This window comes from Vibrio sp. B172a (assembly GCF_030248355.1).
Taxonomy (GTDB): Bacteria; Pseudomonadota; Gammaproteobacteria; order Enterobacterales; family Vibrionaceae; genus Vibrio; species Vibrio owensii.
Genome location: NZ_JAHGAC010000017.1, coordinates 55083 through 81486, shown reverse-complemented (window position 1 = coordinate 81486; position 26404 = coordinate 55083). Strand labels below are relative to the sequence as shown.

The 26404-nt window shown below is 45.5% G+C and carries 19 protein-coding genes; 8 read left to right on the top strand and 11 right to left on the bottom strand.

Going from position 1 to position 26404, the window contains the following annotated elements; translation table 11 throughout:
- Positions 1 to 160 precede the first annotated feature (160 nt).
- The gene (locus tag KIT90_RS17025) at positions 161 to 1486 is read left to right on the top strand and encodes a hemolysin family protein (RefSeq protein ID WP_285377752.1); all 1326 of its coding nucleotides are present in this window, start codon (positions 161 to 163) and stop codon (positions 1484 to 1486) included.
- A gap of 74 nt (positions 1487 to 1560) precedes the next feature.
- Here KIT90_RS17025 and KIT90_RS17020 read toward each other — a convergent pair whose 3' ends face one another.
- Complete coding sequence (locus KIT90_RS17020; RefSeq protein WP_285377709.1) at positions 1561 to 3522, bottom strand: TonB-dependent receptor domain-containing protein; 1962 nt, start codon at positions 3520 to 3522, stop codon at positions 1561 to 1563.
- A 227-nt stretch (positions 3523 to 3749) separates the two neighbouring features.
- Between KIT90_RS17020 and KIT90_RS17015 the strand changes: the two genes are divergently transcribed.
- Positions 3750 to 4382: a 4'-phosphopantetheinyl transferase gene (locus tag KIT90_RS17015; RefSeq protein WP_373417699.1), complete on the top strand. Its 633-nt coding sequence runs from the start codon at positions 3750 to 3752 to the stop codon at positions 4380 to 4382.
- Positions 4383 to 4391: 9 nt separating this feature from the next.
- On the opposite strand, the gene KIT90_RS17010 is transcribed toward KIT90_RS17015, so the two are convergent.
- The 6 genes from KIT90_RS17010 to KIT90_RS16985 form a co-directional block, all read right to left on the bottom strand.
- Positions 4392 to 5342 (bottom strand): hypothetical protein, encoded by a 951-nt coding sequence (locus KIT90_RS17010; RefSeq protein ID WP_285377707.1) that lies wholly within the window; start codon positions 5340 to 5342, stop codon positions 4392 to 4394.
- A complete protein-coding gene (locus tag KIT90_RS17005; RefSeq protein ID WP_285377706.1) occupies positions 5335 to 9282 on the bottom strand; it encodes an enterobactin synthase subunit F in 3948 nt (1315 codons plus the stop codon). Before KIT90_RS17005 ends, KIT90_RS17010 begins: the two co-directional genes overlap by 8 nt.
- A gap of 33 nt (positions 9283 to 9315) precedes the next feature.
- Entirely contained in the window at positions 9316 to 10206 is an 891-nt protein-coding gene (locus KIT90_RS17000) for an isochorismatase family protein (RefSeq protein ID WP_005437636.1), read from the bottom strand.
- A gap of 68 nt (positions 10207 to 10274) precedes the next feature.
- Entirely contained in the window at positions 10275 to 11894 is a 1620-nt protein-coding gene (locus KIT90_RS16995) for a (2,3-dihydroxybenzoyl)adenylate synthase (protein WP_285377705.1), read from the bottom strand.
- Positions 11891 to 13111, bottom strand: a complete 1221-nt coding sequence (locus KIT90_RS16990) for an isochorismate synthase (RefSeq protein WP_285377704.1) — start codon at positions 13109 to 13111, stop codon at positions 11891 to 11893. Before KIT90_RS16990 ends, KIT90_RS16995 begins: the two co-directional genes overlap by 4 nt.
- 290 nt (positions 13112 to 13401) lie before the next feature.
- A complete protein-coding gene (locus KIT90_RS16985; RefSeq protein ID WP_285377703.1) occupies positions 13402 to 14508 on the bottom strand; it encodes a hypothetical protein in 1107 nt (368 codons plus the stop codon).
- Between the two features lie 92 nt (positions 14509 to 14600).
- Between KIT90_RS16985 and KIT90_RS16980 the strand changes: the two genes are divergently transcribed.
- On the top strand, positions 14601 to 15392 hold the full coding sequence (locus KIT90_RS16980) for a 2,3-dihydro-2,3-dihydroxybenzoate dehydrogenase (RefSeq protein WP_285377702.1): 792 nt from the start codon (positions 14601 to 14603) through the stop codon (positions 15390 to 15392).
- Positions 15393 to 15415: 23 nt separating this feature from the next.
- On the opposite strand, the gene KIT90_RS16975 is transcribed toward KIT90_RS16980, so the two are convergent.
- The 4 genes from KIT90_RS16975 to KIT90_RS16960 form a co-directional block, all read right to left on the bottom strand.
- A complete protein-coding gene (locus KIT90_RS16975; protein ID WP_285377701.1) occupies positions 15416 to 16138 on the bottom strand; it encodes a transglycosylase SLT domain-containing protein in 723 nt (240 codons plus the stop codon).
- 151 nt (positions 16139 to 16289) lie between these two features.
- A complete protein-coding gene (locus KIT90_RS16970) occupies positions 16290 to 17078 on the bottom strand; it encodes a YeeE/YedE thiosulfate transporter family protein (RefSeq protein WP_285377751.1) in 789 nt (262 codons plus the stop codon).
- A gap of 297 nt (positions 17079 to 17375) precedes the next feature.
- Positions 17376 to 17792 (bottom strand): DUF5991 domain-containing protein, encoded by a 417-nt coding sequence (locus KIT90_RS16965; RefSeq protein ID WP_285377700.1) that lies wholly within the window; start codon positions 17790 to 17792, stop codon positions 17376 to 17378.
- Between the two features lie 3 nt (positions 17793 to 17795).
- On the bottom strand, positions 17796 to 18641 hold the full coding sequence (locus tag KIT90_RS16960; protein WP_285377699.1) for a transglycosylase SLT domain-containing protein: 846 nt from the start codon (positions 18639 to 18641) through the stop codon (positions 17796 to 17798).
- A gap of 155 nt (positions 18642 to 18796) precedes the next feature.
- Here KIT90_RS16960 and KIT90_RS16955 point away from each other — a divergent pair, with 155 nt between their 5' ends.
- The 5 genes from KIT90_RS16955 to dndE all read left to right on the top strand — a co-directional run bounded on the left by KIT90_RS16955 (position 18797) and on the right by dndE (position 25735).
- On the top strand, positions 18797 to 19321 hold the full coding sequence (locus tag KIT90_RS16955; protein WP_240304615.1) for a hypothetical protein: 525 nt from the start codon (positions 18797 to 18799) through the stop codon (positions 19319 to 19321).
- A gap of 27 nt (positions 19322 to 19348) precedes the next feature.
- The gene (locus tag KIT90_RS16950) at positions 19349 to 21376 is read left to right on the top strand and encodes a DNA phosphorothioation-associated putative methyltransferase (protein WP_285377697.1); all 2028 of its coding nucleotides are present in this window, start codon (positions 19349 to 19351) and stop codon (positions 21374 to 21376) included.
- A 362-nt stretch (positions 21377 to 21738) separates the two neighbouring features.
- Positions 21739 to 23373, top strand: a complete 1635-nt coding sequence (gene dndC / locus KIT90_RS16945) for a DNA phosphorothioation system sulfurtransferase DndC (RefSeq protein ID WP_285377696.1) — start codon at positions 21739 to 21741, stop codon at positions 23371 to 23373.
- Between the two features lie 5 nt (positions 23374 to 23378).
- Positions 23379 to 25388 (top strand): DNA sulfur modification protein DndD, encoded by a 2010-nt coding sequence (gene dndD / locus KIT90_RS16940; protein ID WP_285377695.1) that lies wholly within the window; start codon positions 23379 to 23381, stop codon positions 25386 to 25388.
- A complete protein-coding gene (gene dndE, locus KIT90_RS16935; RefSeq protein WP_285377693.1) occupies positions 25388 to 25735 on the top strand; it encodes a DNA sulfur modification protein DndE in 348 nt (115 codons plus the stop codon). Before dndD ends, dndE begins: the two co-directional genes overlap by 1 nt.
- The last annotated feature ends 669 nt before the right edge of the window (positions 25736 to 26404 follow it).

Genomic DNA, 26404 nt, shown 5'->3' with positions numbered 1-26404 from the left:
GGCGCGTAGTGTATCAGAATCCGCCCTAAGTAACAGAATCAATCATCGCGCGAGCAACTGTAGGTTCGATAATCAAATTCTATCCTTTTCATTACGCATTTCATTGTTACAGCGTGATGAATTATTCGCCACTTCACGTTTCTCTCCTGCAAAGCTCGTTATGCTGCTAGCGTGTGCATCACTGGAAAACTTCATGGACATTTTATTACTGGTTGGATTAATCGCTCTCAATGGCGTGTTTGCCATGTCTGAGATTGCGTTAGTCACCGCCAAAAGCGGCCGACTGAAAAAGTTTGCCGAACACAGCGCTTCTGCCCGCCTCGCTCTACAACTGAAAAACAATCCCACTCAATTCCTCTCTACTATCCAAATCGGCATCACAGTGATCGGTATTCTTAGCGGTATCTTTGGTGAGGCTACGCTTTCGGTTCCGTTTGAACACTGGCTCGTGACTCAAGGTATTGAGCGCGAAGTTGCCACTGTACTCGCCACCGCGATTGTCGTTGTCGTCATCACCTACTTCGCTATTGTGATAGGCGAATTGGTCCCAAAACGCTTTGCTCAAAATAATGCCGAGCGCATTGCCGTTATCGTTGCCTACCCTATTCATTGGTTAGCCAAACTGACTACGCCGTTTGTTCTATTGCTAACCTTATCGACCGATGCTTTACTCAAGCTGTTGCGTCAGAACAACACTGGGGAAGTCGTCACAGAGGAAGACATTTTTGCCGTGATGAGCGAAGGGTCTGAATGCGGCGCAATCGAACCGCAAGAACAACTGATGATTCGCAATTTACTGCACCTTAATGATCGCCTTGCACTTTCGCTGATGACGCCTCGCTGCGATATTCATTACCTCGACCTCGATTTACCCCTTGAAGAAACACTCAGAAACTTGCGCCAAACGCAGCATTCCGTTTGGCCAGTGTGTAAAGGCGGGCTGGATAACATCATAGGTACGATTTCTTCCAAGGTCTTGTTGGATGAATATGACGAGCTGTCGATTTCTCGCTTAGCCAAGTTGCTCAAACGTTCACGCTTTGTACCAGAGTCGATGAAAGGCTTACCGCTGCTCAATTACATGCAGCAAACCAGCACTGAGATGGTATTCATTGTTGATGAGTATGGAGACGTACAAGGCTTAGTGACTCACCACGACTTACTCAAATCCATCGCTGGTGAATTAGGCATGGCACCTCAGCATGTCTGGGCGAAAAAGCAAAAAGATGACAGTTGGTTGATGGATGCGCTTATCCCGCTTAACGAGCTGAAATACAAACTTGAACTCAATACCATTGAAGGTGAAGAGAGCGAAGGTTTTCAAACCTTAAACGGCTTTTTGACGTGGTTAATCGGACGGGTGCCAACTCAAGGCGAAACTGTTGCCTATCAGCATTGGCGATTTGAAATATTGCATGTGAAGAGCAATCGTATCGTTCAGGTCAAAGTAACCGAAATGGCCACAGCACTCGAAGCTGAATACTAAGGATCATCTGCTAGAAATGAAAAAATAGCCTCTATACGGAGGCTATTTTTAGCTCATTACATTTAAGAGTTCAGTTAGAACAGGTACGTTGCACTAACGTAAGCACTGCGACCTTTCTCTGAGTATCCGTAGTAATCGTCTTCGTCATCCAATTCAACATCAAAGATATTGTTCAAACCCGCTTTCAGGTTTAGCTGTTGGAAGTCATAAGCCACACCCAGACCGACCAGCGTGTAGCCATCGACTGTTACGTTTTCACGGCTCTGGTTCGTGATCACCTGTTCGCCAATGTAGTTGACGCGAGCGAAGGTGGTAAATGAATCAAACACTTCCCAGTTAACATCAAGGTTTGCCAAGTGCTCAGGAGTTTGCGTTAGCGTATCACCCGTGCTCTTGTCTTTTGCATCCGTGTAGGTGTAGTTACCTTTTAGATTGATGCTGTCGGTAATGTCGTACCAACCTTCTAGCTCGATACCTTTAATTTCTGCTTTACCGATGTTTTGGTAAGTGAAGATAGGCATCGGGCCATCCATACCAACAACCTTAGTTAGGTCACGTTCGATCTTGTTCTTCAAGTCTGTGTAGTAGTACATCAAACCCAAGCCCATAGACGTCGATTCGTACGCTAGGCCAGCTTCGTAGCTTTCTGACTCTTCCGGTTTCAAATCTTCGTTACCAGTGAGCCAACAACGGTTACCACAGCTGATCACGCGAACTTGATCACTGCTTTCCATCATGCCCGGAGCACGGAAACCGCCACCAGCGCCGCCTTTCAATACAAACTCATCAGTGAAGCTGTAAACCGCATAAGCACGTGGACTGAAGTGGCTACCATACACTTCATGGAAGTCTTGACGACCACCCAGTGTCAACGCCAACTTATCTAGGTCAAACTCACCTTGTACGAACACCGCACCTTGGTAGTTATCGATGTCGCCAGAAGGCACATCGCGACTGTTTTTCAACTCGGAAGTACGGTATTCACCACCGAATACCCACTCGTGCGAGTCACGCCACAAACCAGAGAGTTTAAAATCAAGTGTGTTGTTTTGTAGCTCAACGTCTGCTGCGCCATTGGTATAGGCCGTACTTGCGTCATCCAGCTGCATGTTTTCGCCGTATAAACGCACTTGTGAATCAACCGTGTCCCAAGCACCTTCATGGGTCAGGCCGTAATTCCAACGAGTTGAGTCTTGAGTGTTCGTTTGTGGACCTGAACGAGGGTGAACCCAATCCGCCTCACGCTCATCGTTGGTGTAAATCACATCCGCGATCAGGCGTTGTTCTTCTGTCAGTTGCCAAGCAAGCTCGCCAAAAACATTAGTGGTGTCTTTCTGCTCTAATGCATCGAAATCTGGGTTAGTGTCGGTACGCCATGGGTCACGCGCAGAGCTTTCAACAATGATGCTGCCTTCGACATTTTCCGTCAGCGTGCCACTTGCGTAAGCGTGACCTTTCAAACCATCACCGCCATCACCTTCAAGAATGCTTTCGTATTCAAGACCAACCGAGCCAGATAGCTCTTCGGTTGGTGACTTCAGGATCACGTTCACCACGCCACCCATCGCTTCTGAACCATACAGAGACGATACCGGGCCACGCACGACTTCAATACGTTGAATCGCGGTAAGAGGAATACTCGATAGATCGAAATCGTTACCTCGGATCAGCGCATCTTGAGAGTTGATACGGCGACCATTAATGAGAACCAAGGTGTGCTTAGAATCCAGACCACGAATGCGAATAGTGTTACGACCATAAGCGGTGCTGCTCAGTACACTGACACCCGTCGCACTACGTACCGCTTCTGAGATGTCTTTCACCGGCATCTTCGCAATATCTTCTGCGGTAATGACCGACACCGATGCGGGTGCAGTCAACTCCGAGTGTTGAGTAAGAGACGCGGTTACCACCATGCGCTCCATTGCTACGACTTCTTCTTTGTCGTCTGCAATTACCTGACCGCTAAGCGCTGTCAAAAGTGCACCTGTCAGCACAGAGGGCATAAACGTGGGCTTGTTAACTAAACTTTTCACTGCATTTCCTTATATCTATTTTATAAATAATTTGAGCTCGCAAACTGTAAAGAACGAATGTATAAATAACAATTATTATTATTCGCATTAGCATTCAATTTTGAGCTAAGTTATATTTTTGAACTGCAACTCATTGCAAAGTGACACCATTGAAAAACAAAGAGCTAGGTAACTCCCTTCCCCCTGTCTGTCTTCACTTAGAAGGTCTAAGTCCAAAGGTTTACATCGTGAAAGCCACTGCGGGCATGTATTGCCAAAACGGCTTTCCCGAGGAAGAAAAACTCATCCAAAAGGCGGTAACGAAACGCCAACAAGAATTCAGAGCAGGTCGCCATGCTGCCCGCTCCGCGATCAAGAAACTCATACCATCAACCAGCAATGATGCGAATGTGCCGATTTTGTCTGGCAATACCAGAGAGCCTCTATTTCCCGCGACCATCAGTGGTAGCATCAGTCACACGGATAACATTTGCCTTGCGGCTTGCGCGCTTAAAAGCAACATCGCGAGCTTGGGAATCGATATTGAAACCAACAAGCCGCTTGCCTCTCACCTCTTTGCAACGGTCTATACCCGTGATGAGCAGCAATTGCTTGCACGCACGAACAACATTCCCGATACGCTTATCTTCAGCATCAAAGAAAGCCTTTTTAAGTGCTGCTTTCCTTTTGTTCAGGTGTACTTCGACTTTCTTGATGCACAAATTACGTTAGAGCCAGCGACCGAATATTCGGGGCAATTTCGTTTTGAGCTGATTGGCCGCAACCAAGCCGCATTACACAAAAAATTACCGAATCTCGGGTTTCATGGTTACTACTGCTTTGACCAGAAATACGTTTTCTCGCTGTGCTACTTTTCCTGATGAATCTATTTATGTTTTTTGTTCGATGACCTTTTTGATCACCATCTGCTGCCGCTCGTTGACCAGCGGCAGTCGTTGTTCCAAACGTGATTTCCACATTTGCGGCACACTCACACCTTGTGCATCGAGCTGACGGCTTTGTGGTCCTAAATACCAATAAGCATCCACTAATTTATCTAGTGAGATAAACGCGTAAGGGTTAACTGGTGGCTTCTTCGGGATCAAATCAAGGAACGATTTTTTACTCAGTTGCGGTTGAGTGGTGGCATAGATTCCATGCTGCGTCTCATTGAGGTCAGTCGGTAAAATGTGGGGCCACACGGACACGTAGCGATCAGCGAACTTCTGTTTCGCCAGATCACCAAATGTCTTGTGTTTAGACATAAAACCTAACGTAGGAGAACGCTTTAGGATGTGTCTCGCACCGACTAAAACCACGACTCCTTGCTCGTTCTTAGCAAACTGCTTTTCGACCCCTTCGACTAACGCTTGATCACGCAGTGCATTGAGCTTGACCAACTCTCCGGCATGGGTAATGTCTTGCCAGTGGAAAGAAGGCTCCGTCAGCACGACTTTGATCGGGACTTTACGCTGTGCGTTCGCCGCTCTTAACCGTTTGAAGAAATCACCGTAACAAGGATGCATCCACGCAGGGAACGCAACAGAATCCAGCCAGACAACGGCCAGCTCAGCGTCGGTCACCGCCTCCCCCATCAAATAATTGTCGAGTAATGCCTGATGCTTCGCATTGCCAAACTCAATGAATAAGTGGGAGAAGACTCCGTCTAACCCTGGATTGAGCAGAGTGCTGGTCATTTGTTCGAACAGCTCGGCGTACCAATGCGCCTCACCAATCGCTACCACGCAGCCAGAGGCCAGTTTGGTTTTAAGGAAAGTCAGAGGGGAAATCATCCCCTCCAACTGAGCGTTCGATTTAGCTTGAGTGGATGAATCAAACATCGAATCTCTCTCTCAGCTCTTCAACCATGTGAGTACCAATCAGTCGGAGCATATCCGGGCGCATCATGTCGCGGTGAATACAGGCCACATCCACTACTTTGAGATCGCCATCCATGTATTTGAACCAACCATTGCGGTCAAGGAAGGCCTCTTCCGGCGGCTTCTCAGCATTGAAGAACAGCACGTCACCTTGGTATTGGTAATCCACCGCATCGCGTACACGCTGGTTGTTGTTGATCACCACCTCAATCATGGCCGTGATGGTTTCGGTACTCAGGTGCGCCATGGACGAACCTGCATCTTGCAAGATATCGATCACCTCTGGCTTGGTGATGCTTGAATGTGCCGCTTCATCAAACTCAACACCGGCCATACGGATCAGTGCGCCGAGCGCTTGCTCTTCTCCCGGTGGATGGATGGTTTGCCACTGCTCAGCTGGGTAAGAATCCAGCAGCGTTACTAGACCTACTTCTTGGCCTTGCTCTTGTAAGATGCCCGCCATCAAGTGAACAATCATGCCGCCAATCGACCAACCTAGAAGATGGTAAGGACCGAAGGGTTGCTCTTCACGAATGGCAGCCACGTAGTCTTCTGCCATTTCTTTCATGCTCTTCGGCAGCGGTGCAGAAGGGTCGCCAAGATTACGAGCCTGCACGCCATAGAGCGGAACATTGGATGGGATGATTGGCGTCAACGCCGCATAACACCAACTTAGACCACCAGCAGGGTGAACACAGAAGATCGCCGCTTTACCTTCACGCTTGCGCAGCGGTAACAGAATGCTCAGCGCATCATCACTCTCACTGCCGTTTAACTTGGCAGCAATGCCAGAAACGGTTGGCGACTCAAACACTGCGGCCAGTGACAGTTCAACACCCATGATCTCTTTCACATGCGCAATCAACTGAGCAGCTAACAATGAGTGGCCACCGAGTTCAAAGAAGTTGTCTTCTACACCAACGGCAGGCAGTTCCAGCAACTGACAGAACAGCTTACATAAGCGCTCTTCCACCAAGTTGCTTGGCCCTTTCGTACCGACTTGACCAGATAAATCAGGCTTAGGCAGCGCATTACGATCCAGCTTGCCATTTGGCGTTAGCGGAAAGGTTTCAAGCTCAACAAAGTAACTCGGCACCATGTACTCTGGCAGCGGCTCCGCAAGGTATTTTTGTAGAGCGTTACTATCAATGCCCTGCTCTGTATCCTCTGCGGTAACGTAAGCGACCAGACGCTTGTCGCCGTCATTGTATTCCTGAGCCAGTACGGCAACTTGGGCAACACTTGGATGATTAGCTAACGCGTTCTCGATCTCTTCCAATTCAATACGGAAGCCTCGGATCTTGACCTGAAAATCGCTTCGACCGCAGTATTCAATCGCCCCATCTTCGCGCCAACGAGCCAAATCACCCGATAGATACATTCGACTGCCTTGCGGACCAAATGGATTGTCGATGAAACGCTCTGCCGTTAGCTGTTCTTGTCCGTGGTAGCCTTGCGCTAACTGTCGACCCGCAATGTATAGGTGCCCTACCACACCCGGTGGTACTGGGTTAAGCGCATCATCAAGAATATAGATTTGTGTGTTCCACACCGGACGACCGATAGGGATCGAGTTACCTTCTGTGTTGGCTTCACTCGGCCAGTAAGTCACATCCACGGCAGCCTCTGTTGGGCCATATAGGTTATGTAGAGGGGCGTTGAATTCTTGGTAATAGTGGTTCACTAACTCGATAGGCAATGCCTCACCACTACAGAATACTTGGCGCAAACTTTGGCACAAGTTCGCGTCTGCTTGCTGAACAAAGATCTGCAGCATAGACGGAACAAAGTGCAGCGTGGTGATCTTCTCGCGTTGGATAAGATCTTGTAGATAAATCGGATCTTTATGCCCATCAGGTTTGGCGACCACCAAGCAAGAACCAACAATCATCGGCCAGAAGAACTCCCACACAGACACATCAAAGCCTGCTGGCGTTTTCTGCAAGACGCGGTCTTTTCCATCAATTGGGTATTGGTCATGCATCCACAGCAGTCGGTTTACGATAGCGTCATGGGTAACCACAACCCCTTTTGGTTTACCAGTGGAGCCAGAGGTGTAAATCATATAAGCCGGAGAGTGAGGCTCTGGCTGAACTTGGGGCGGTAATGGCTCCACTACTTTGTAGATGGTAGGCAGCGTTTCGTCATCAACGATCTTCACCTCAACGTCTTCTGGCAACTTGTCTTGCAGCGCCGTGGTAGAAAAGACGAACTTAGGTGAAGAAGACGCCAACATGTAATGGATACGGCCTTCTGGATAATCTGGATCGACTGGCACATAAACCGCGCCTGCCGCCAAAATGGCCTGTTGCACGACTATCAGCTCTTCGCTTCTTGGTACACACACCGCAATGCGATCACCCAATTCAACGCCTTGAGCTGTCAGCCAGTTGGTCAACGAGTAGACTTTCTTTGCTAATTGCTCATAGCTCAACGTTTGATCTTCAAAAATCAACGCAGGTGAATGAGGGGTAAGAATTCGCTGTCTCGCCATCAGTGCCGCTAGCGTCGTTTCAGGGACGTCGTGCGCTGTATCATTCCAAGTCTCGATGACCTTTTTTTCCTCCCCAGAGAGAAGAATACTCACGTCACTGATTTGACATAACGATGGATCTTGAGCTTGCGCGCTTGCAAAGAAATCGCTCATAAAGTGGAACAAGCGCTGTTGGTGCTCGTGAATATCTTTCTCGGAATACAGCTCCGGGTTAGCATCCATATCGATATGAAGCTGGCCGCCGAGTTCATAACAGTAGAACGAAATGTCATCTACCGGACCTGCTGACAAGTTGTGCGCCTTTGACGTTAGCTCACCAAATTTATGCTCATACTCAAACGGCATAATGTTGACCAGCGGACCGAAGAGGTTACGGTTGTCTTTTACCAAGTTGAGCTCTCGGTGCAGCTCTTCATAACGGTAGCTCTGATGACGACGTACTGAGGAAAACTCTTGGTTAACCTGTTTCACCAACGTCTTGATATCCAACCCTTGTTCAAAACTCACGCGTACAGGCAAAATGTTTACGCGCATTGCTGGGGTTTGAATCGCTACAGAACCTAAACGCCCCATCAACGGCACACCAAGTACCACTTCATTAGAACGAGTCATACGGTGAACATAAGCGGCAATGGATGCGATAAGCACGCTGTACCAGTGGGTGCGACACTGTTTTGCCAGTGATTCCATGCGTTGGAAATCACTCACTTCCATCGCACCTTTTAAGCGCAAGAAATGATCAGACGTGACGGTTGGTTTGCCTGCCAAATTCACCGTATCTGAGTGATCGGCGTAACGTTGTAGATAGAACGCGCGGTCTTTTTGGTATTTTTCCGACGCTTTGTAGTCGTCGTCTTCTTTCAGTAAGGCTTGTTGGTCGACAAATTCGATCTTGTCGAAGTGCTCGCCCTTAGCCAATTCGCCGTAGATATGTGCCACACGTCCTGCGACTAGCGACATGCTGTAGCCATCAATAGCGATGTGATGGAGCGATAAGAACCACGCAAACTGGTCTTCTGAAAGTTTGAGTAAGGCCATGATGAACAACGGGCCTTGCTCTAAATCAACCGGTTGTTTTAGCTCTGCTTTCATCCACTCGACTGCTGCATCTAACGGTGCATCGTGGTCAGAGAAATCGACTCGTTCTACTTGCCAGTTTTGTCTATCAATCACCATGCGAGGGCCTTCGGTGGTGGTAACAAACTTAGCGTGTAATGAGTCAACTTCATCAATGGCGGTTTTTACGGCTTCAACAAAGCAAGGTTCGTCTACCTTGCCATCAATCACTAGGTATTCGCCTGTCTTGTAAATTGGGTTTTCTGGGTCACGCAGTTGGGCAAACCAAATCCCTGCTTGGGCATCCGTCAACGGCAGCAATTGCTCCGCTGTATAAGGTAAATCGTACATGTTCATTCCTTTGTCACTCTTCCTCTTGGGCTGTTAAGTCAGCTTCTTCTCGATCAGTTGCCACCAATCTTGCAAACTGGGTTTGGCGGCAAGTTCCATAAAACTCACATCCAGCCCCGCTTGTTGCCAATCGCCCACCAGCGACATCATGCGCACCGAATCCAAACCAAAATCGAGCAAGCTGTCATCAGGCGTCATTTCATCAACCGGAACTTCCAGTAGCGCGGCCAATTGCTGGGTAAGGTGCTGTTGAGATTGAGGAATGCTGTAATCACCAGCGGCGAATTCGTTGGCGCTCTCGACTTGAGAAAGCAATTGCTGCTTATCCAGAACATAACCACATCGACCTGCAACGTAGTTGAGTGCCATTTCGTGGTCACTTTCAGAGAAATCCGCCACGGCATCAGACACCATGAAGGCTTGGATATCAGTCATGAAAGCTTCTGCTGCGGTTTGCAAGCAGCCAATGTGCGCGTAAATACCAACGATGATCAGCTGATCACGGCCTGTTTCATCCATCATGGCTTTGAGTGGTGTGCGCTGGAATGCACTGTAGCGCCACTTGGTGTAAACAATGTCTTGCTCGGTTGGTGCAAGTGCAGGAAAGATGCGTGTAATGCTGTCATCCGCTTTTAAACCAGGGCCCCAGAAATCGGTCAACAACGCGCGATCTTCTTGTTTTTGGTCACCTGGCTGCGCGGTATAAACCACAGGAATGCCAGCATCAATACACGTCTGTTTGATGGTTTGAATGTTGCGAGTCAGCGTTTGGATCAGCTCGCTTTCCACATCGTAGAAGTTAAGGAAGTATTGCTGCATGTCATGAATCAACAACACAGCGCGTTGTGGTTCTACAGACCAGTTAACGCGGTTTTCTGGAATCGCTTTGGATAACGGATAACCAGAGATAGATGGAATGGCCATTGGGCTTCTCTCCAAAATATTCAAAAATAGCTCGGCACGCCAAAACGTTGTTGGCGACGCAGAGTCAGTTAAACAAGTTCTAGAAGCTTGTTTTTATTGATTTTGCCAACCGGCGTTTTAGGCAACACATCAACAAAAATCACCCGATCGGGAATCTTAAAATCAGCAAGTCCGCGGCCTCTTAGAAAGCGTTTGATTTCAATCGGCTTGGGGTTTTGTTCTGGGCAAACCAAGGCTGCACAGCTTCGCTCACCAAGGTAATCATCGGGAATCGCAATCACTGCGGCATCGTGCACCGAATCGTGTGCAAGTAAGTGGTTCTCTACCTCTTCAGCAGCAATCTTTTCTCCGCCACGATTGATCTGGTCTTTGTCGCGCCCAACCACCTGTAAGTTGCCCAGTTCTGTCAGCACAACAATATCGCCAGTGCGGTAGTAACCTTGCTCGTTGAATGAACGTTGATTGTGCTCTGGTGCTTGGTAATAACCTTGAATGGTGTAAGGTCCTCGAACAAACAAGATGCCTTCTGTTCCTTGTGGAACTGGATTTCCCATTTCATCGAGGATTAACAACTTGTCTGCGGAAGACATCGGACGGCCTTGAGTAGAAATGATCTCAGACTCCGGATCATCCAAACGGGTATAGTTCACTAGCCCTTCTGCCATGCCAAACACTTGCTGCAACGTACAACCAAGTTCCGGTTTGACGCGTTTTGCTGCCTCTTCACTAAAGCGCGCCCCGCCCACTTGCAGAACTTCCAGTGAACGAATGTCATGCTGAGTGCGACCCGCTTCATCAAGCCACAATAAAGCTAACGGTGGGACTAAAGCTGCTACAGTGATTTGATGTTTCTCAATCAATGCAAACGCGGTTTGAGGCGTAGCATCCGGCGCGAGAACCACTGTGCCACCAGACATTAAGCAACCTAACGCACCTGGCGAACTAAGCGGGAAGTTATGCGCAGCGGGCAAGACACAAAGATACCGAGTTTGATCAGAGAACTGACAAACCTCGTTACTGGCGCGAACGCTGTAGAGGTAATCGGTGTGAGTGCGAGGGATCAGTTTTGGCGTTCCCGTCGTTCCACCCGATAGTTGGAAGAACGCGAAATCTTCACCCTGTTTCTCGCTCAGATCTGCATCCGTTAAAAACAAGCTTTTTAGCTCTTGACCACCGATAGGCATTAAGCTCGTTTCACCCGCCCAAACGATATGCTTTAAGCTCGGTAGCTCAGCCGCAACTTGCTGGGCTATTTCTGCGGTATTGACTCCCATTTGAGGAGCGGTAATCAGCGCTTTTGCCTCAGTAAAATGACAAAAGTATCGAATCTCCGAGTAACGGTGTGCGGGCAGAGCCAGGATAGGCTGAACACCACTTTTGAGTAACGCGAAGAAACTCAGATAGAATTCGCCGATATTAGGTAAATGCAATACCGCTTTATCACCCGGCTTGAGATTTAGGTTGGATTGGAATCCTGCAGCAAGCTGATCGACTTGTTCCACTAGGGATTGATATGTCCACTGACGCTCGCCTTCGACTAACGCAGTCTGATTTGGAAATTGGTTTGCACTCGCTTGCAACATTTGCGGGATAGTTTGATCTGTCCAAAAGCCGGCTTGACGATATTGCTCTGCTCGCGCTTCCGGCCAAGGCGTAAATCCTGACGCTTTCATGGCTTGGCGGCTCATTGCACCACCTCCATATTTTCGCGGATCTCAATACCCAACGCATTAAGCACAGTGCGCATCTTGTTACCCGTTTCTTCAAGCTCACTTTGCGGCTCAGATCCGGCAACAATGCCTGCTCCGGCATAAACTCGGAGACGTTTTTTCTCTACCTCGGCACAACGGATAACCACCACCCATTCGCCATTGCCACGAGCATCAACCCAACCGACAAGTCCGGTAAAGTAACCGCGGTCAAAGGGCTCAACATTGCTGATGAAATCGTAAGCTTGAGCAGTAGGATAGCCGCACACGGCGGGTGTTGGGTGGAGTGCACTTGCCAACTTGAGCACACTCGTGTTGGCATCAGACACAGTGCCTTCGATTCGGGTTGATAAGTGCAACATGGCTTTGGTTTCAATCACTGACGGCACCATTGGCACGTACAAGTTATGACACCAAGGTTGTAGCGCTTTTTCGACCGCATCCACCACCACAGCGTGCTCATGAAGATCTTTGGCACTCTCCATCATCAGCTCGCCTTGCTGTTGATTCATTGAAGCATTTTCGCTGCGTCGACGAGAACCTGCCAAAGGATTAGAGCAAACATGTGGCCCCTTACGAGAGACAAGAAGCTCAGGGCTCGATCCCATCAAGTAAGCGTCAGACTGACTTCCACCAATGCGGGTTGAAAACGTGTAACCACCGGGATTCTGCTTCAGTAAGGTTTTCAAGAAGCGCGCGCGGTCAATCTCTTCTTCCGTATCCACTTGCATGGTGCGTGATAACACCACTTTGTCGAGTTCAGCGTCTTCTCGTTGACATTGCTTTGCTGCCAGTTCGACGCTGCGTTTGTACTCGCTTGGGTCTGGAATCGGTTGGATGAATGATGGAGGACAATCGGCAAAGCCATCGACATCAGAGATCTTATCCGGCCTGATCGGTGACGTCGTAATGAGACGTTCTGGGACAATAAAGTGCACCGGATTGTGTTCAGAAAATGGGATCACACCAACGGCAATCGGGTTCTCATTCCCCTCTTCCTTCGCCGATTCAAGTAATTGGCTGATGTGAGTATCTAACTCTGAGAATCTGACTTGTTGGGTAAATTCTGCAGCAATGCCTTGAGTAAGCAACGTCACAGTGGGTGAGCTAAAGAAGAACGAAGCATCATCCGTATGAGCGTTAAGAAACTCTGTGAGCATAGCGCCGCTTCCCATTGAGTTACGAAGCATAATCATCTCTCAAACTGTATTAAACATAGCGTTACAAATGAGATTCCTTCTCATTTGAGAAGTGAGACTACACATACAGATTTAATTTATCAAATACTTTTGATAATAATTATCATTCGTATTATTTATAATTTTATAAATTAACTCCTTAGTATTAATACGGTAAAAAGCAAATAATTACTTATAGTTAGCGTTGATTTCACCGTAAAAACTGGTGGACAAAAAATGGCCAACCCCTTGTAGGGTCAGCCATCATCCATTCTTTTCATCAATCTAACAGCACAACAAAGAAGAGTTTAGCTGTTGTCGCTGAAGCCGTACTTTTCGTCACTCTGAGATCGGATTTCGTTAAAACGATCTTGCATCTTGCCACCAATCAAATCGACGCGTCTTTGCATCTCATTCACCCAATCTCGGTCTGCCATCACGTCACGAGGAAATACCGTTGTGCGTTGGTTATCTCCAAGGTAAAGAAATGCATCAAATAACTCCCCCACCTGAGCGTCCATCTTGTCCATCGCCGCAAGCTTGTATCGTGCTTTTGGTAGAAGATCGATAAACCTTAACTCCGCGATCGGGCTCTGCGCGACTTCAAGCAAAGCTGGAGCCTGCACACTGTGAAAAGTTTCCACGACTTCCGGTTCAGTCATTGGCCAAATTAAATACGTGCTATCTGGATACGCTTGCTCCAAACGCGTCGCCAGTGGCCAAGCACTGTCCTGTGTTTTAGCAACATAGTCCTTCGGTGCATTAACTAGATGAAAAGCGCCAAAAATCAACAACGCTTTTTCTTTTTTCGCTATCCGCTCTGCCGCAATTTGATAGAAATGATCCGTCTTATTTTTTGCTGCCTGCTTCCACACTTTCTCGTCTTGGACACCTTGCCAATCAAACGACGCTTCCGCTAAATGAACCTGAATCTTCTTCTCTTCTGGTAACGCTTCGTTACGCACTCTGATCGTTTTGAAGAAGTTAATGTACGCGTCTGGCATCCAAGCCATAAAATAGATCGAACCACGCAACACTTGGTTCAATTGCGCCTCACTGACATCGCCTCCCGCGAGATATTCATCTAATACAGACTGATATTTTGCGTTGCCAAATTCCACTACGATATGAGTCACTTGATCAGAGAACGCCTCGCTAGAAACCAATTCCGTGGCGTAACGCAGAAAAGCATCATTCCAGTGATAATCACCTATCCCAACAAAATTGTGTTGCTTAAATGCGTCAAGAATGGCCGCATCAGCAGGCTTAGCATGCGCAACCACTTGTTCGATTTTTTGCTCCGGCAAATCCACCTCAGCAAAGTGTGGTAAATATTCACACCCTGCCATTCCAACGAGCCCTACAGCCATAAGCAATGGCTTGATTTTCCAGCCTAATTTATTCATCAATTTCATGACCTCCTTGTTAACACCATGACAACGATAACAAAAATCATTATCATCTAGCCAACTTTGATTTGATATTTGTATCGCGAAAGGAAATGGAGATGAGTGAAAACTACTCAGAATTCGACAGCAAATTGTGTCTCGTCACGGGTGCAGGGCAAGGGATTGGCCTAGCATGTGCCAAAAGCTTATTAGCTCAAAACGCACGTGTCATCGCTTGCGATGTGACCCAAAAGGCACTCGATGCGTTGCAACAATCTTTGCCAAGCGATCAACAACAGCGAACCACATTGCTCCCTTTCGATTTGGCCGATTCCAGTGCTATTCAAAATGCCTGCCGAAAGCTAGAACAAGACCAACTGATCCCCGATTACATCGTCACTTGTGCCGGTACTTTGCGCCTTGAATCCATTTTAGATCTGCCTTTAGAGGCACTAAACAAAACCTTGGACGTCAATTTAAAAGGCACCATGCTGCTCACCCAACAACTGGCAAAAATGCTGGTGAAACACAGTAAGCAAGGCGCAATAGTGGCCGTAGGTTCCAATGCGGCCGATACTCCACGCGTTAAGATGTCCGCCTACTGCACTTCCAAAGCTGGCCTGCACATGTGGATGCAATGTTTGGGGTTAGAACTGGCAGAGCATGGTATTCGCTGCAACATCGTTAGTCCCGGCTCTACCAGAACGCCAATGCAAGAGCAGATGTGGAATGAATCTTATGGCGAGCGAGAAACGATTCAAGGCAACTTAGCATCCCATCGCATCGGTATTCCGTTAAACAAGATTGCTGAAACCAAAGACATCACTAATGCGATTGAATTTTTACTCAGTGACAAATCAGGCCATGTCACCATGCATGATTTGAGAGTGGATGGCGGAGCTACGTTCTGATCCTCCGCCAAAGGATGAAAGGATTAACCATGAAAGTTAGGGTGCATGCCTTTCTCTAGTTTGCGTCGCACCTTGTAAGAAACATCACCCAAGGTAATCCTGCCCGTCTTTTTACGGTCGATCCCCGCGTTCTGGCGATAGGCGATCGACCCTTGTTTGAACAATACATGCGAAGATGGCTTTCCAATTGCCGCCGGATAGAGAATCGCCATGTAAACGTCTTCTAGACAAGCCATGCGATTTCGGTAAGGCATAAAGTACGCTTTGACATAATCGAGCTGTTCAATAGCACTCATTTTGGCCAGTTTCTTAGTGCTGGTTCCCAGAGCTTCTGCCGTCGATGGCATAAACTGAATAAGCCCTGTCGCCCCACTCCCAGAGCCATTTTTGATGCTCGGACTAAATGTCTCTGCCGTTTCAAACGCCATGCAAGCCATCAAGTGGTTTGGATCAATGTTGAGCTCTTGAGAAATGTCATTCACTTTACTTTTGAACTCAGACGAAACGCGATTTCCCCAAGCGAGAGCATCGACAGAAGAGAGCGAAAAAGATGCATGAGAAACATCACTTTTCTTAAGGGATAAAGACGAAGGTGAGAAAATTTTCAGGAATTTCTGATTCTTACGTATCAGGCTGTTAGGAAAGGAAAAAACCTTATCTTTTTTGTGCTTAAGCTTTGTTATTTTTAGTAGCTTATACAAGCGCTTAGAAACCGTTTTCACGATACAACCACATTTGGAAAACATTTCCCAAACTGTAATCCATTTCTTACTTTTTTAATATCAGTATCAATTGTGAAGCACAAAAGTGTGAGATAGATCTATGAGCTTTATAGAAAATATCACATCAATAAATGGAGTTGTTGGAAAAGTATTCGCCCGCTTGGCTAAAAGTATGCTATTTCCCAGCTCTAACCCCTACGAAAATTCCGGCAATAATACTCAACACTGCGACCAACCCTGCAGGAGAAAGTGCAGGTAATGCAACCAACAGTTGTGAATCATTACCGCCACCAGCCATCACAGCACCCAATCCCATCAAGATCCCAGCAGCTAAATGACGCATGTAGTGTTTGATTGCAGAGAGTCGAAATTCAAAAGATTTTTTAGCGACTGCCGCTATCACCATGCCCCCGATTAATGCCGCCATTAACGCAAAACGTTCAAACTGAGGCCACTTCATATCATTTTGATGCCAAATAGAAAGACTCATGTCTTTGAGCAACCCACTCGGTGTCCAGTGCGGTTCATAAACAAACACTAATCCTGCCATTACTCCGATTCCAAGCATCGATGCCCACAACACTTTGTCTTCTCGACTTAGTCTCCAAACGAACACAACCAACAAAATAGATAAACCAATTAAAGCGGTATATCGATACAAATGAGGAAAAGCGATCTCTCGGCCAATCACATTCGACGGAAGCAGACTAGAAAAGAACACCCAAGCGATAAACCATCCAAGTATCGTTGAGACCATGACCAACTCACCGCGAGCAAGGCGACTTACTGTTGAAACGCCACATCCACTGTTGAATGCCGCCCCAAAACCAAATAAGAAACCGCCAAGGGCAGAGTAAAGCGTGGGTTGAAATGCCGTAAAGTGGCGACCTTCATCGAAAAAATAAGCAAAGCCTACTGCCATCCAACATAAAGTACCGCTCAGTATGATAGCCAATAGAAACATTGGCTTACCTGATGAAGCTTCTTTAACTCCTCTCACCATGCATAGCCCAGTGGTTTGAGCTAAATAGCCTAAGATCGCAATACAAATTAAAGAGAGAAAAAACAACATACCGCCCTCCATAACGAGTCATTTTTTAGAGGCGTGTTGGAGAATCATTGATGATTACATTATTAAAACTATAGACACAGTTTTGGAAATCAATGCTTTTAAAGAGGGAAATTGGCGTCAGAGCTCACGAATTGATGGCTTGAGCATTTGAACGCCAAGATAAGAGAATGATTTGAGGATGCTGAACTGTTACTTCTTTTCAAAACACGATGTGGACTTCGGTGCGGGTTCTCCAGGCCAATACGACAGCCAATGCGTTAAGAGCGCTTTTTGCTCCCTCTCCAACGACAATAATGTCTCGTTAACTCTATAAACTTGAACACCATACAGGTTACTTAGATCCCCATTAGAATAGGATTTAAACTGCACATCTAAACGATCGCCTTGAGCGCTCGTCGAACACACTATCGACTCATCCAACTGGAAGCCTTTTGCTTCGAGAGAACAAGAATCTTTCGAAATGCTCAGTTCGTATTCTGCCCATGTACTCTGTCCTGCTGCATTCTCCCCTAAATCTAACTCACATCGGTAATTGCCATCCCAAGAAGGAGTTAGCGAAGCCGATGCAGCAAAACTCAATAAAAGCGTGCTTAATAATTCGTTCATATCCTAGCCTATATACCCTGCTTTTAATCCCTTGTGGTACTTACTTGTCACTTTGCTCGAAATTTCACTTAATGTGATATTGCCATCTTTGTCTTTATCAAAGCCTGAGTTCTGCTTGTAAGCAATGGTGCCTCTTTTGAACAACGCATGAGAAGTCGATTTACCAATTGCTGCGGGGTAAAGAATGGCCATATACACATCTTCCAACTTATTAATACGCTTTCGATACGGCCAAAAGTACTTCTTAACATAATCAAGCTGTTTAACAGCAGTCATTTGGGCCAATTTTTCGGTCGTTGTCCCAAGCCCTTTGGCGGTTGCTGGCATAAACTGAATAAGACCCGTTGCTCCACTTCCTGCAGCATTCTTTATTTTCGGGCTAAACGTCTCGCCAGTTTCAAACGCCATACAAGCCATTAAAAAGTCAGGGTGAATATCCAACTCCTTACACACCAACAGAACCTTCTGCTTAAACTCTGGTGAAACTTTTGCGCCCCAAGCAATAGTTTGAATGGACTGAATGCTTGGTTCCGCTTTCTCAACGACTTGGTTGTGTGAAGTAGAGAATAAAGAAGCAAAACTCTTCGCCTGCTCTTTTGGTTTAACAAGAAACAGCGACAACGCTTTCCATGTTTTACCTTTCACATCAATTAAAGAATCTGGCCTTCGAAACTTCAAAACCTCTTTTTGAAACCAGTAAATACGTTGCCGTGTGTTCGCACCACATAATCCATCTACCGACAGCAACCTCAATGGGCCTATGGTTGCTCGATTGAGCGCCTCTTGCACTAACTTAACATCGGCCTTTTTGTTGATGCCCTTTAAGCCGACAGAATGAGAAAGTTTCATCGTCCCTCTCCACTAATGACTGATGACGTGAAACTACTAAAAATGCGCTAAACCTTTGGCGCAGAAAACGGAAAATAGAGTCGACTTCAACCTAATCTGCAACTATTTTGTCAGTCAGTAACCTTTCCCTAACAGGCCCTAAGATAAAAGCTGATATGCAAGACGCACTGATCAATTGGTATCGACAAAAACATCACGCATTTGTTGGCGAGAATGCACCATCGAACGCCTCTCAAGAACAGCTGATGTTGCTGCAAGCTCACATATTAGAACCGCTTAGCCAACTTGGGGAGCTCACTATCACCTACGGATTTACCAACCATAAGCTTCTTCGCTTTTTGTTGAGAAACAGCCCAAGAGACATGGGCCCAGATATAGATCAACATGCTTCCATGGAGCTCAACAGCCAAGGAAATCGAATTTGTAAGCGAGATGGCGCTGCCTGTGACTTCTATGTACAAGGTTATGAGCAGCGAATGGATGAAGTCGCAAAATACATTTGCACGAACCTCGAATTCGATCGTCTCTACTTCTACGGAAAAGACCGCCCTATTCACATCAGTGTCGGCTCTGAAAACACACGCTATGCACTGATTCGAGAAAAACGCAGTGATGGACTTCGCGTAAACAAGAAAAGTGCAAAAGGCAGCGCCACACGGACCTTATTCGATAACTTATAATCGAGGAAACATCATCGAGGACATGGAATGAATGAAGAACAGTTTGCTGAGCTTATTGCGCAGATCAAAGTAGGGAAACAATTGCCGGATGCTATCTACCTTCATAAAGATGCCTTTAGCGCCCTACCGACAGTACTCACTCAATTCATACCTGCGGTAGCAAAAGCCGTTAGCCTAGATGATGAACACTGGAATCTAGTGAAACTGTTTAAAAAAGAATTCCGTCTATCTTTGCTTCACTACCCTGACTTTTACACTGACTCTTATCCTGCGCTAAGACAGAGCTTAAACGTCGACCTATCTAAATTAAGCCATAAAATCACAAGCTACTCGGATTCTGACAACCCACCGATCCTTCATCGCAAAGAGACCATGATCTTGCCGGAATGTGAGCACTTTGATCATTTCACTTCACTCACTCAAGAAGGTGAAAACGCGGGGCTGTATGAGAATAGCCGACTGATTGGGTTTAAGCGCTCTTGGGAAAACCTCATTGCGCGTCATGGCTATGAACTTGTCGACGGGCGTTTGTTTCGCAGCTCTGCTGTCACTCAAGTCGAAGAAACAGGAATTGATAGACACAAAACGGCACTCGTTCGCCATGAACTGTCTGCACCTATGAAAACACTAGTAAAGCATGGTTACCTAGAAGGCTCACATTCCATTTTTGATTATGGCTGCGGACGTGGCGATGACTTGCGAGAACTGGAGGCGCATGGGCTAGATGCGCTTGGCTGGGATCCTAACTTTCAGCCTGATAACGACAAAGTGAGTTCAGACATCGTCAACCTTGGCTTTGTTCTAAACGTGATTGAAGACCAAGATGAACGTCTAGATGCTTTGTTAAGCGCTTGGGAGCTGGCGGATAAGCTTCTCGTTGTTTCTGTCATGCTTGCCAACGAGAGCTATATCGCCCAGTTTAAACCCTACAAAGATGGTGTAATTACCTCACGTAACACCTTTCAAAAGTATTACGCTCAGTCAGAGATAAAAGCTTATATTGAACGAAGTTTGCAGGAAGATGCCATTACCGTTGCACCCGGCATTTTTTACATCTTCAAAGATAAACTCGAAGAGCAGCAGTACTTACAAAGCAAATACAAACGCCACCATAAATGGCAGCAACTCACCTCTCCAGAACCTGTCGAAGCAAAAGACAAAGCCAAACTCCTCATCACCCAAAACCAAGAACTGTTCGACGCATTTTGGAACACATGCTTAACGCTTGGCCGTATACCTGCTAACGAAGAATTTGAGCAATCAGACAAAGTAAGAGAACTTATCGGCTCACATAAAAAAGTGTTTGGTCTGTTGCAAGAAATGTTCGACACCGAAGAGTTCGAAAAAGCAGAAAAGCGCCGCAAAGAAGACCTGTTGCTTTACTTTGCGGTGGGGCTATTTGAGAAGAGAAAACCTTATACGCAGCAACCAGAAACGCTCAAGCGCGATATTAAAGCTCTGTTTGATGATTATAAAACCGCACTTAACCTAGCTGCGGAGTTACTGTTTGCGATAGCCGATACAGACTTAATCAATACACAATGTGAAAAGGCCCACCAGCAATTACCTGCAAGTTTATTGAATGAAGGGCATTCTCTTATCCTACATCGTGACTACATCGATGATTTGCCACTCTTACTGCGCACATACGTAGGTGCGGGTTTACAAATGTATGGTGAACTGGATGAAGAAATCGATTTAATCAAAATCCATATCACGTCCGGCAAGCTATCCTTAACCGCCTATGACGACTTTGAAAAATCGGTTCCTTTCTTAGTAGAGCGTATAAAAATCAAGATGGCCGAGCAAGACATCGACTTCTTCGATTACGTCAATGAAGATCGCAGGCCGCCACTGCTTAATAAGCATCTCTACATGGCAGCCGAACATGAGAACTACAAGAAGCAACAGAGCTTTGATAAGCGATTAGGAAAGTTAATGGAGTTTGAACCAACTGAAGAGACTCAGATGGTTCGAGCAGAATTTGAGGTACTTTTAGGCAAACACAATAAGGAAGTCAGAGGGTTTACGCTGGACTCAAGGCACCGAAATTAAGCCATTATAAAAACCTCTCCTTCCCATAGAATTATTGAGTACATCACTGTAAAATACTGTGCCTGTTTTAGCATCCCTGTGCAGCAACTCTCGTAGAAACGGCTAAGACATAGCAAAGCTTGGTTTGGCAAAATGTGAACATACCAACTTTGACCGACTCTACAGATAGATGACATGACTTAGAGCTACCTATGAAAAATCAGGATTAAAATTATTGCTATTTACTCCATTACCAGAAATGCTCGGCTGAAGTCTTCATTTCGCATTGCAATATTCTCTCAGGTATCACCACAGATTGGTCAATGACCAATTTAAACTACCTGACATAGCCTCCTGAATAACAGCTCTTGAGAACAAGTATTATGATTAATGACCTCCAATTGGCAGAAGACCTTCCAGAAGAATACGTTGAGTTCATCGAAAATGAAGACTTCGCCAATCAAAAACTCACTCACTACATAGCAGATGTCCAGCGCGTTTATTGTGCTGATAATCGACCATGGGTAATTGGCTACAGCGGTGGTAAAGACTCCTCAGCAGTTATGAGCCTTGTTTATATGGCACTACTTGGTTTACCTGAAGAACAAAGAAATAAGCCTGTTTTTGTGGTTTCTTCAGATACACTAGTAGAAACACCTGTCGTTGTTAATCATATCAAAGACTCCCTAAATGCAATCGAAAAAGGGGCAGAGCGTGATGGCTTACCTATCACTTGCCACAAAGTAGTACCTGAAGTTGAGCAAACCTTTTGGACAAGCTTACTAGGTAAAGGCTACCCCGCACCTACTCGCTCCTTCCGTTGGTGTACGGAGCGAATGAAAATTGATCCTGTTAGTGATTTCATCAAAAACAAGGTATCCCAGTTTGATGAAGTAATTGTTGTTTTAGGCTCTCGTAGCCAAGAAAGCGCTTCTCGTGCACAAGTTATAGCTAAGCATAAAATTGATGGCTCTCGATTAGCACGTCATACTACGCTATCGAATGCATTTATCTATACACCAATCGATACATGGGCGGTTGATGACGTATGGAAGATTTTGCGTCTATGTCACTTAGAGTCGAAGCAGACCCCTTATGGTCCAAAGAATATTTGGAAAGATATTTACGACCTTGAATGGGAAAACCCTTGGGGCGGTAAAAACTTAGTCCTTTGGAATCTATATAAAGATTCATCTGGACAAGGCGAATGTCCGATGGTGATTGATGAAACGACTCCTTCCTGTGGTAACTCTCGTTTTGGTTGTTGGACCTGTACGGTGGTAACAAAAGATAGAGCAATGGAAAGCCTTATCCAAAATGGTGAAGAGTGGATGGCTCCGTTACTTAAGTTTCGTAATAAACTTGCCTTTACAACTGAGCCTGCAAACAAAGATAAATACCGCAACTACAAACGTCGCAGTGGTCGTGTAAGTTACCAAAGAGCTAAAGGGGATGAAGAGATTACTGTAGAGCGTAAACACATACCAGGTCCATATTGGCTGAGTTATCGAAAGCGTTGGGTTCGTGAATTACTTGAACTAGATAAGAAATTTAAGGCTGAAGGGCGAGAGATTGAAATCATCACAGTGCCAGAACTTCATGCGATTCGCCAAGAATGGATTCACGATCCAAATGAGCCAGACTGGAGTGACTCTCTGCCAACTATTTTCAAAGACGTTTATGGCTACGACCTAGACTGGGCATATGATGATAATGCTAGCTTTGGCAAAGAAGATGCACAAATGATCTTTGAGCTAAGTGAAAGCTTTGACGTTGAACCAGAAATGATAAAAAAACTCATTGAACTTGAAGTTTCGATGGAAGGCTTAAGCCGTCGCAATGGTATATCCAATAAACTAGCTTCACTTCTAAAGCAGGACTGGGGCAGCTTAGAGTCAATTAAAGAAAAACACTCGAACATCCAAAGCAAGATTGAACACGATATCCATTTAGCTGAAATTGAAGAATACAACAAACAGTTAGCTGAAATAGACAAGCAGCTACAAAAAGAGTTTTAGTCACAATGCTAATCACCAAACTAACACTAAACAATTTCCGAGTTTTTCGTGGCGAGCATGAAATCCTACTATCACCTTTACCAGCAGAAATAAATGCAAAGGGTACAGAAACCAGATCACCTAAACCTATTATTCTATTTGGTGGTCTCAATGGTGCAGGTAAAACCTCAATACTAACCGCGGTAAGGTTAGCTCTTTTTGGTCGCCAATCATTCAGTAAAGCTCTGAACAACAACGAGTATATCAATGCACTTGATGAACTGATCCACAAAGGTGTAAGTCAGAATGATTTACAAGATAAAGCATCAGTCTCGATGGAGTTTAAATACACCCAAAATGGTGAAGAAAGCTTATACACTGTTCTTCGTGAATGGAAACGTGGAAAGAAAGATGTCTTAACGCTTAAAAAAAATGGAGTTCAAATTTCTGAACTCAATTACGAACAATGCCAAGGTTTTCTTAATGAACTAATCCCAACGGGCATTGCCGATCTTTTCTTCTTTGACGGAGAAAAAATAGCTGACCTTGCTGAAGATGAATCTGGAACAGTTCTGAAAACTGCAGTTCGTCGCCTACTTGGTTTGGATATCATTGCAAAACTGAAAAGTGATCTTGCAATTTTCCTCAAAAAACACGGTTCTGAGAAATTAAGCTTATCGGTAAAACAAGAACTTAATTCTTTAGACTCTATTCGAGCTAAGCATGAAGAAAATGCCAAACAACTCCGCAGTAAGGCAGATTCTATAGCAAAGGAAATAGAATCAACCTCGAGCGAAGTTCTCGAGTTAGAAAACAAGCTATCTCAAAATGGCGGCGCTTGGGCTAAAACTCGAGAAGATGAGCAACAAAAAGTCGATAGCTTGCTTAAAGAGAAAGTAGAGCTTGAAAAACAAATCCGCATGGAGATGGAGACAAGTCTTCCATTCGCACTTGCACCTAATGCAATGCAGCGCCTTCAAACTCAGATCAAACAAGAACAACAGATTAAAAAGAAACAGAACTTTGGCAATGAGCTGGACTCATTCTTAGAAACACTACGTTCAAAATACCCAAGTTTTGATACAGAAATGGCTCAAAGCGCGATTGCTGATAGCTTTAAAGTACACGTGGGTGAATTTGATTCTGCCGAGCTGCTTTTAGATATCTCCGACCGTCAAGCAAATACTATTGACTATCAACTATCTAATCTGTCTCATGAGTCTTTTTCGCGTTTTGATGAAGCACGGGTTCGTCTTCAAAAAGTAGAAGAAGAGATCGATAACGCATCAAACAATATTGCACGAGCTCCTGAGCAAGAGCAGGTGCAAGAGCTTTTTGCAGACGTACGCAAATTAGATAAGAAAAAAGAAAAGCTGATTATCGAATACCATGCTTTGCTTGAAGAAGCAAAACGCGAATTGCGCCAAGCACTAGAAACAGCTCGTCAAATTCAGAAGCTACACGATAAGAATAAAGATCAATCCAATAAAGATCAGAGTATTAGCAATGCTCAAAACTCTATCTTATTGCTTGAGAAATTTGGTGAGCACCTAACTAAAGCTCGCGTCAAGCAGTTAGAAAACGAGTTCGTCAAGTCTTACAAGAAGCTAGCTCGTAAAGAAGATTTACAGCTCACCGCTTCAATCAACCCAGCAACATTCGATGTTGAATTGGTTGATGAACATGGTATTAAGATCAATCGTAAGGCAATGTCTGCGGGTGAAAAGCAAATCTACGCGATCTCAATTCTAGAGGCTCTTGGTCGCACATCTGGCCGTAAGCTACCAATCATCATTGACACTCCACTAGGCAGATTGGACTCACATCACCGTGACAAGCTGGTAGAGAACTACTTCCCAACCGCAAGCCACCAAGTTGTGATTTTATCTACCGATACAGAGATCGATAGAAACTACACAAGTCTTATCCAAGACGATATTGCTCGTACTTACGAGATCTGTTTCGACGGTACAACTAAGGCTTCAACGTTGAAAGAAGGTTACTTCTGGAAAGAATCGATTAAGGAGGTCGTGTAATGCTACCTAATCGTATGAACTTAACCCGCTCTACTGAAGAGCAGCTTAAAAAGCTAAAGGGTTATACTGGAATCACTCCAAACGTATCAGCGCGTATCGCTTTCTTCCGCTCCATCGAAAGTGACTTTCGCTACCAAGGCCAAGAAGCCAAATTAGACGGCTCACTTGTACTAGATAAATACACGTGGCTTGGTGAAACAGGTGAAGTGACAGAGTTAGTGCTGAAGATGTACTACCCAGAGCTTGATACAAAAGAGTATCAACAAGCTTGGGCAGCACATGTGGAAGATGGAGTTGCTTCGATTCGAAACCATAAGAACCTAAGTAATCTGAGTCTTAGTATCTGACCAATCCATAGAAACCAGTAAGCCTGAATAATCAATGGTCAGGCTTACTGGTTGATCAGATCCGAATTGGTACAAATTATAGATCTCTAATTTTTCCCAAACTGTCTAAAAGGGACTTAAGAACTATCACTTGGCTCGTACCGTTTTCGTCTTGTATTTCATGAGTAAGGCCCTCAAACTTACAGTCTTCATGAGAGATTTCGTCAATAGAAGCCCCCTCGTTTTTTAGCTTAATGACTGCAACTACGAACTTTTGCTCTCGCTGTGTAGTAGTTGTTTTGTCAGCAGTTTGCACCAGACGTAAACCTGATATTCGTGGAGTGATTACTGTCTTGCGACGACCGCTACACCGACTTTATCAGCAAGTTTTAGAGCTTCGGCTTAAAATTGAGGGGGATGTTTTATTCTAGTTTTTAGTTGTCATGATTTACCTCGTTAGTAATTCTACTCACTTAACTCTGTGTCCAACAGTGGTGGTGCAGATCAGTCCGGTGCCTCACCAGTATTCTTACAATATCCATCTTTCAGCTAGAGGGGCGAGCTAACGAGGCTCGAACAAAAATTCACAAGTATAATTTATTTTGGGTATTAAAATTATTAAAAAAACAATAAATTAATATCTGAGTGTTGACATTGTCTAAAAAATGCATTTAGAATGAAAAGGTAATC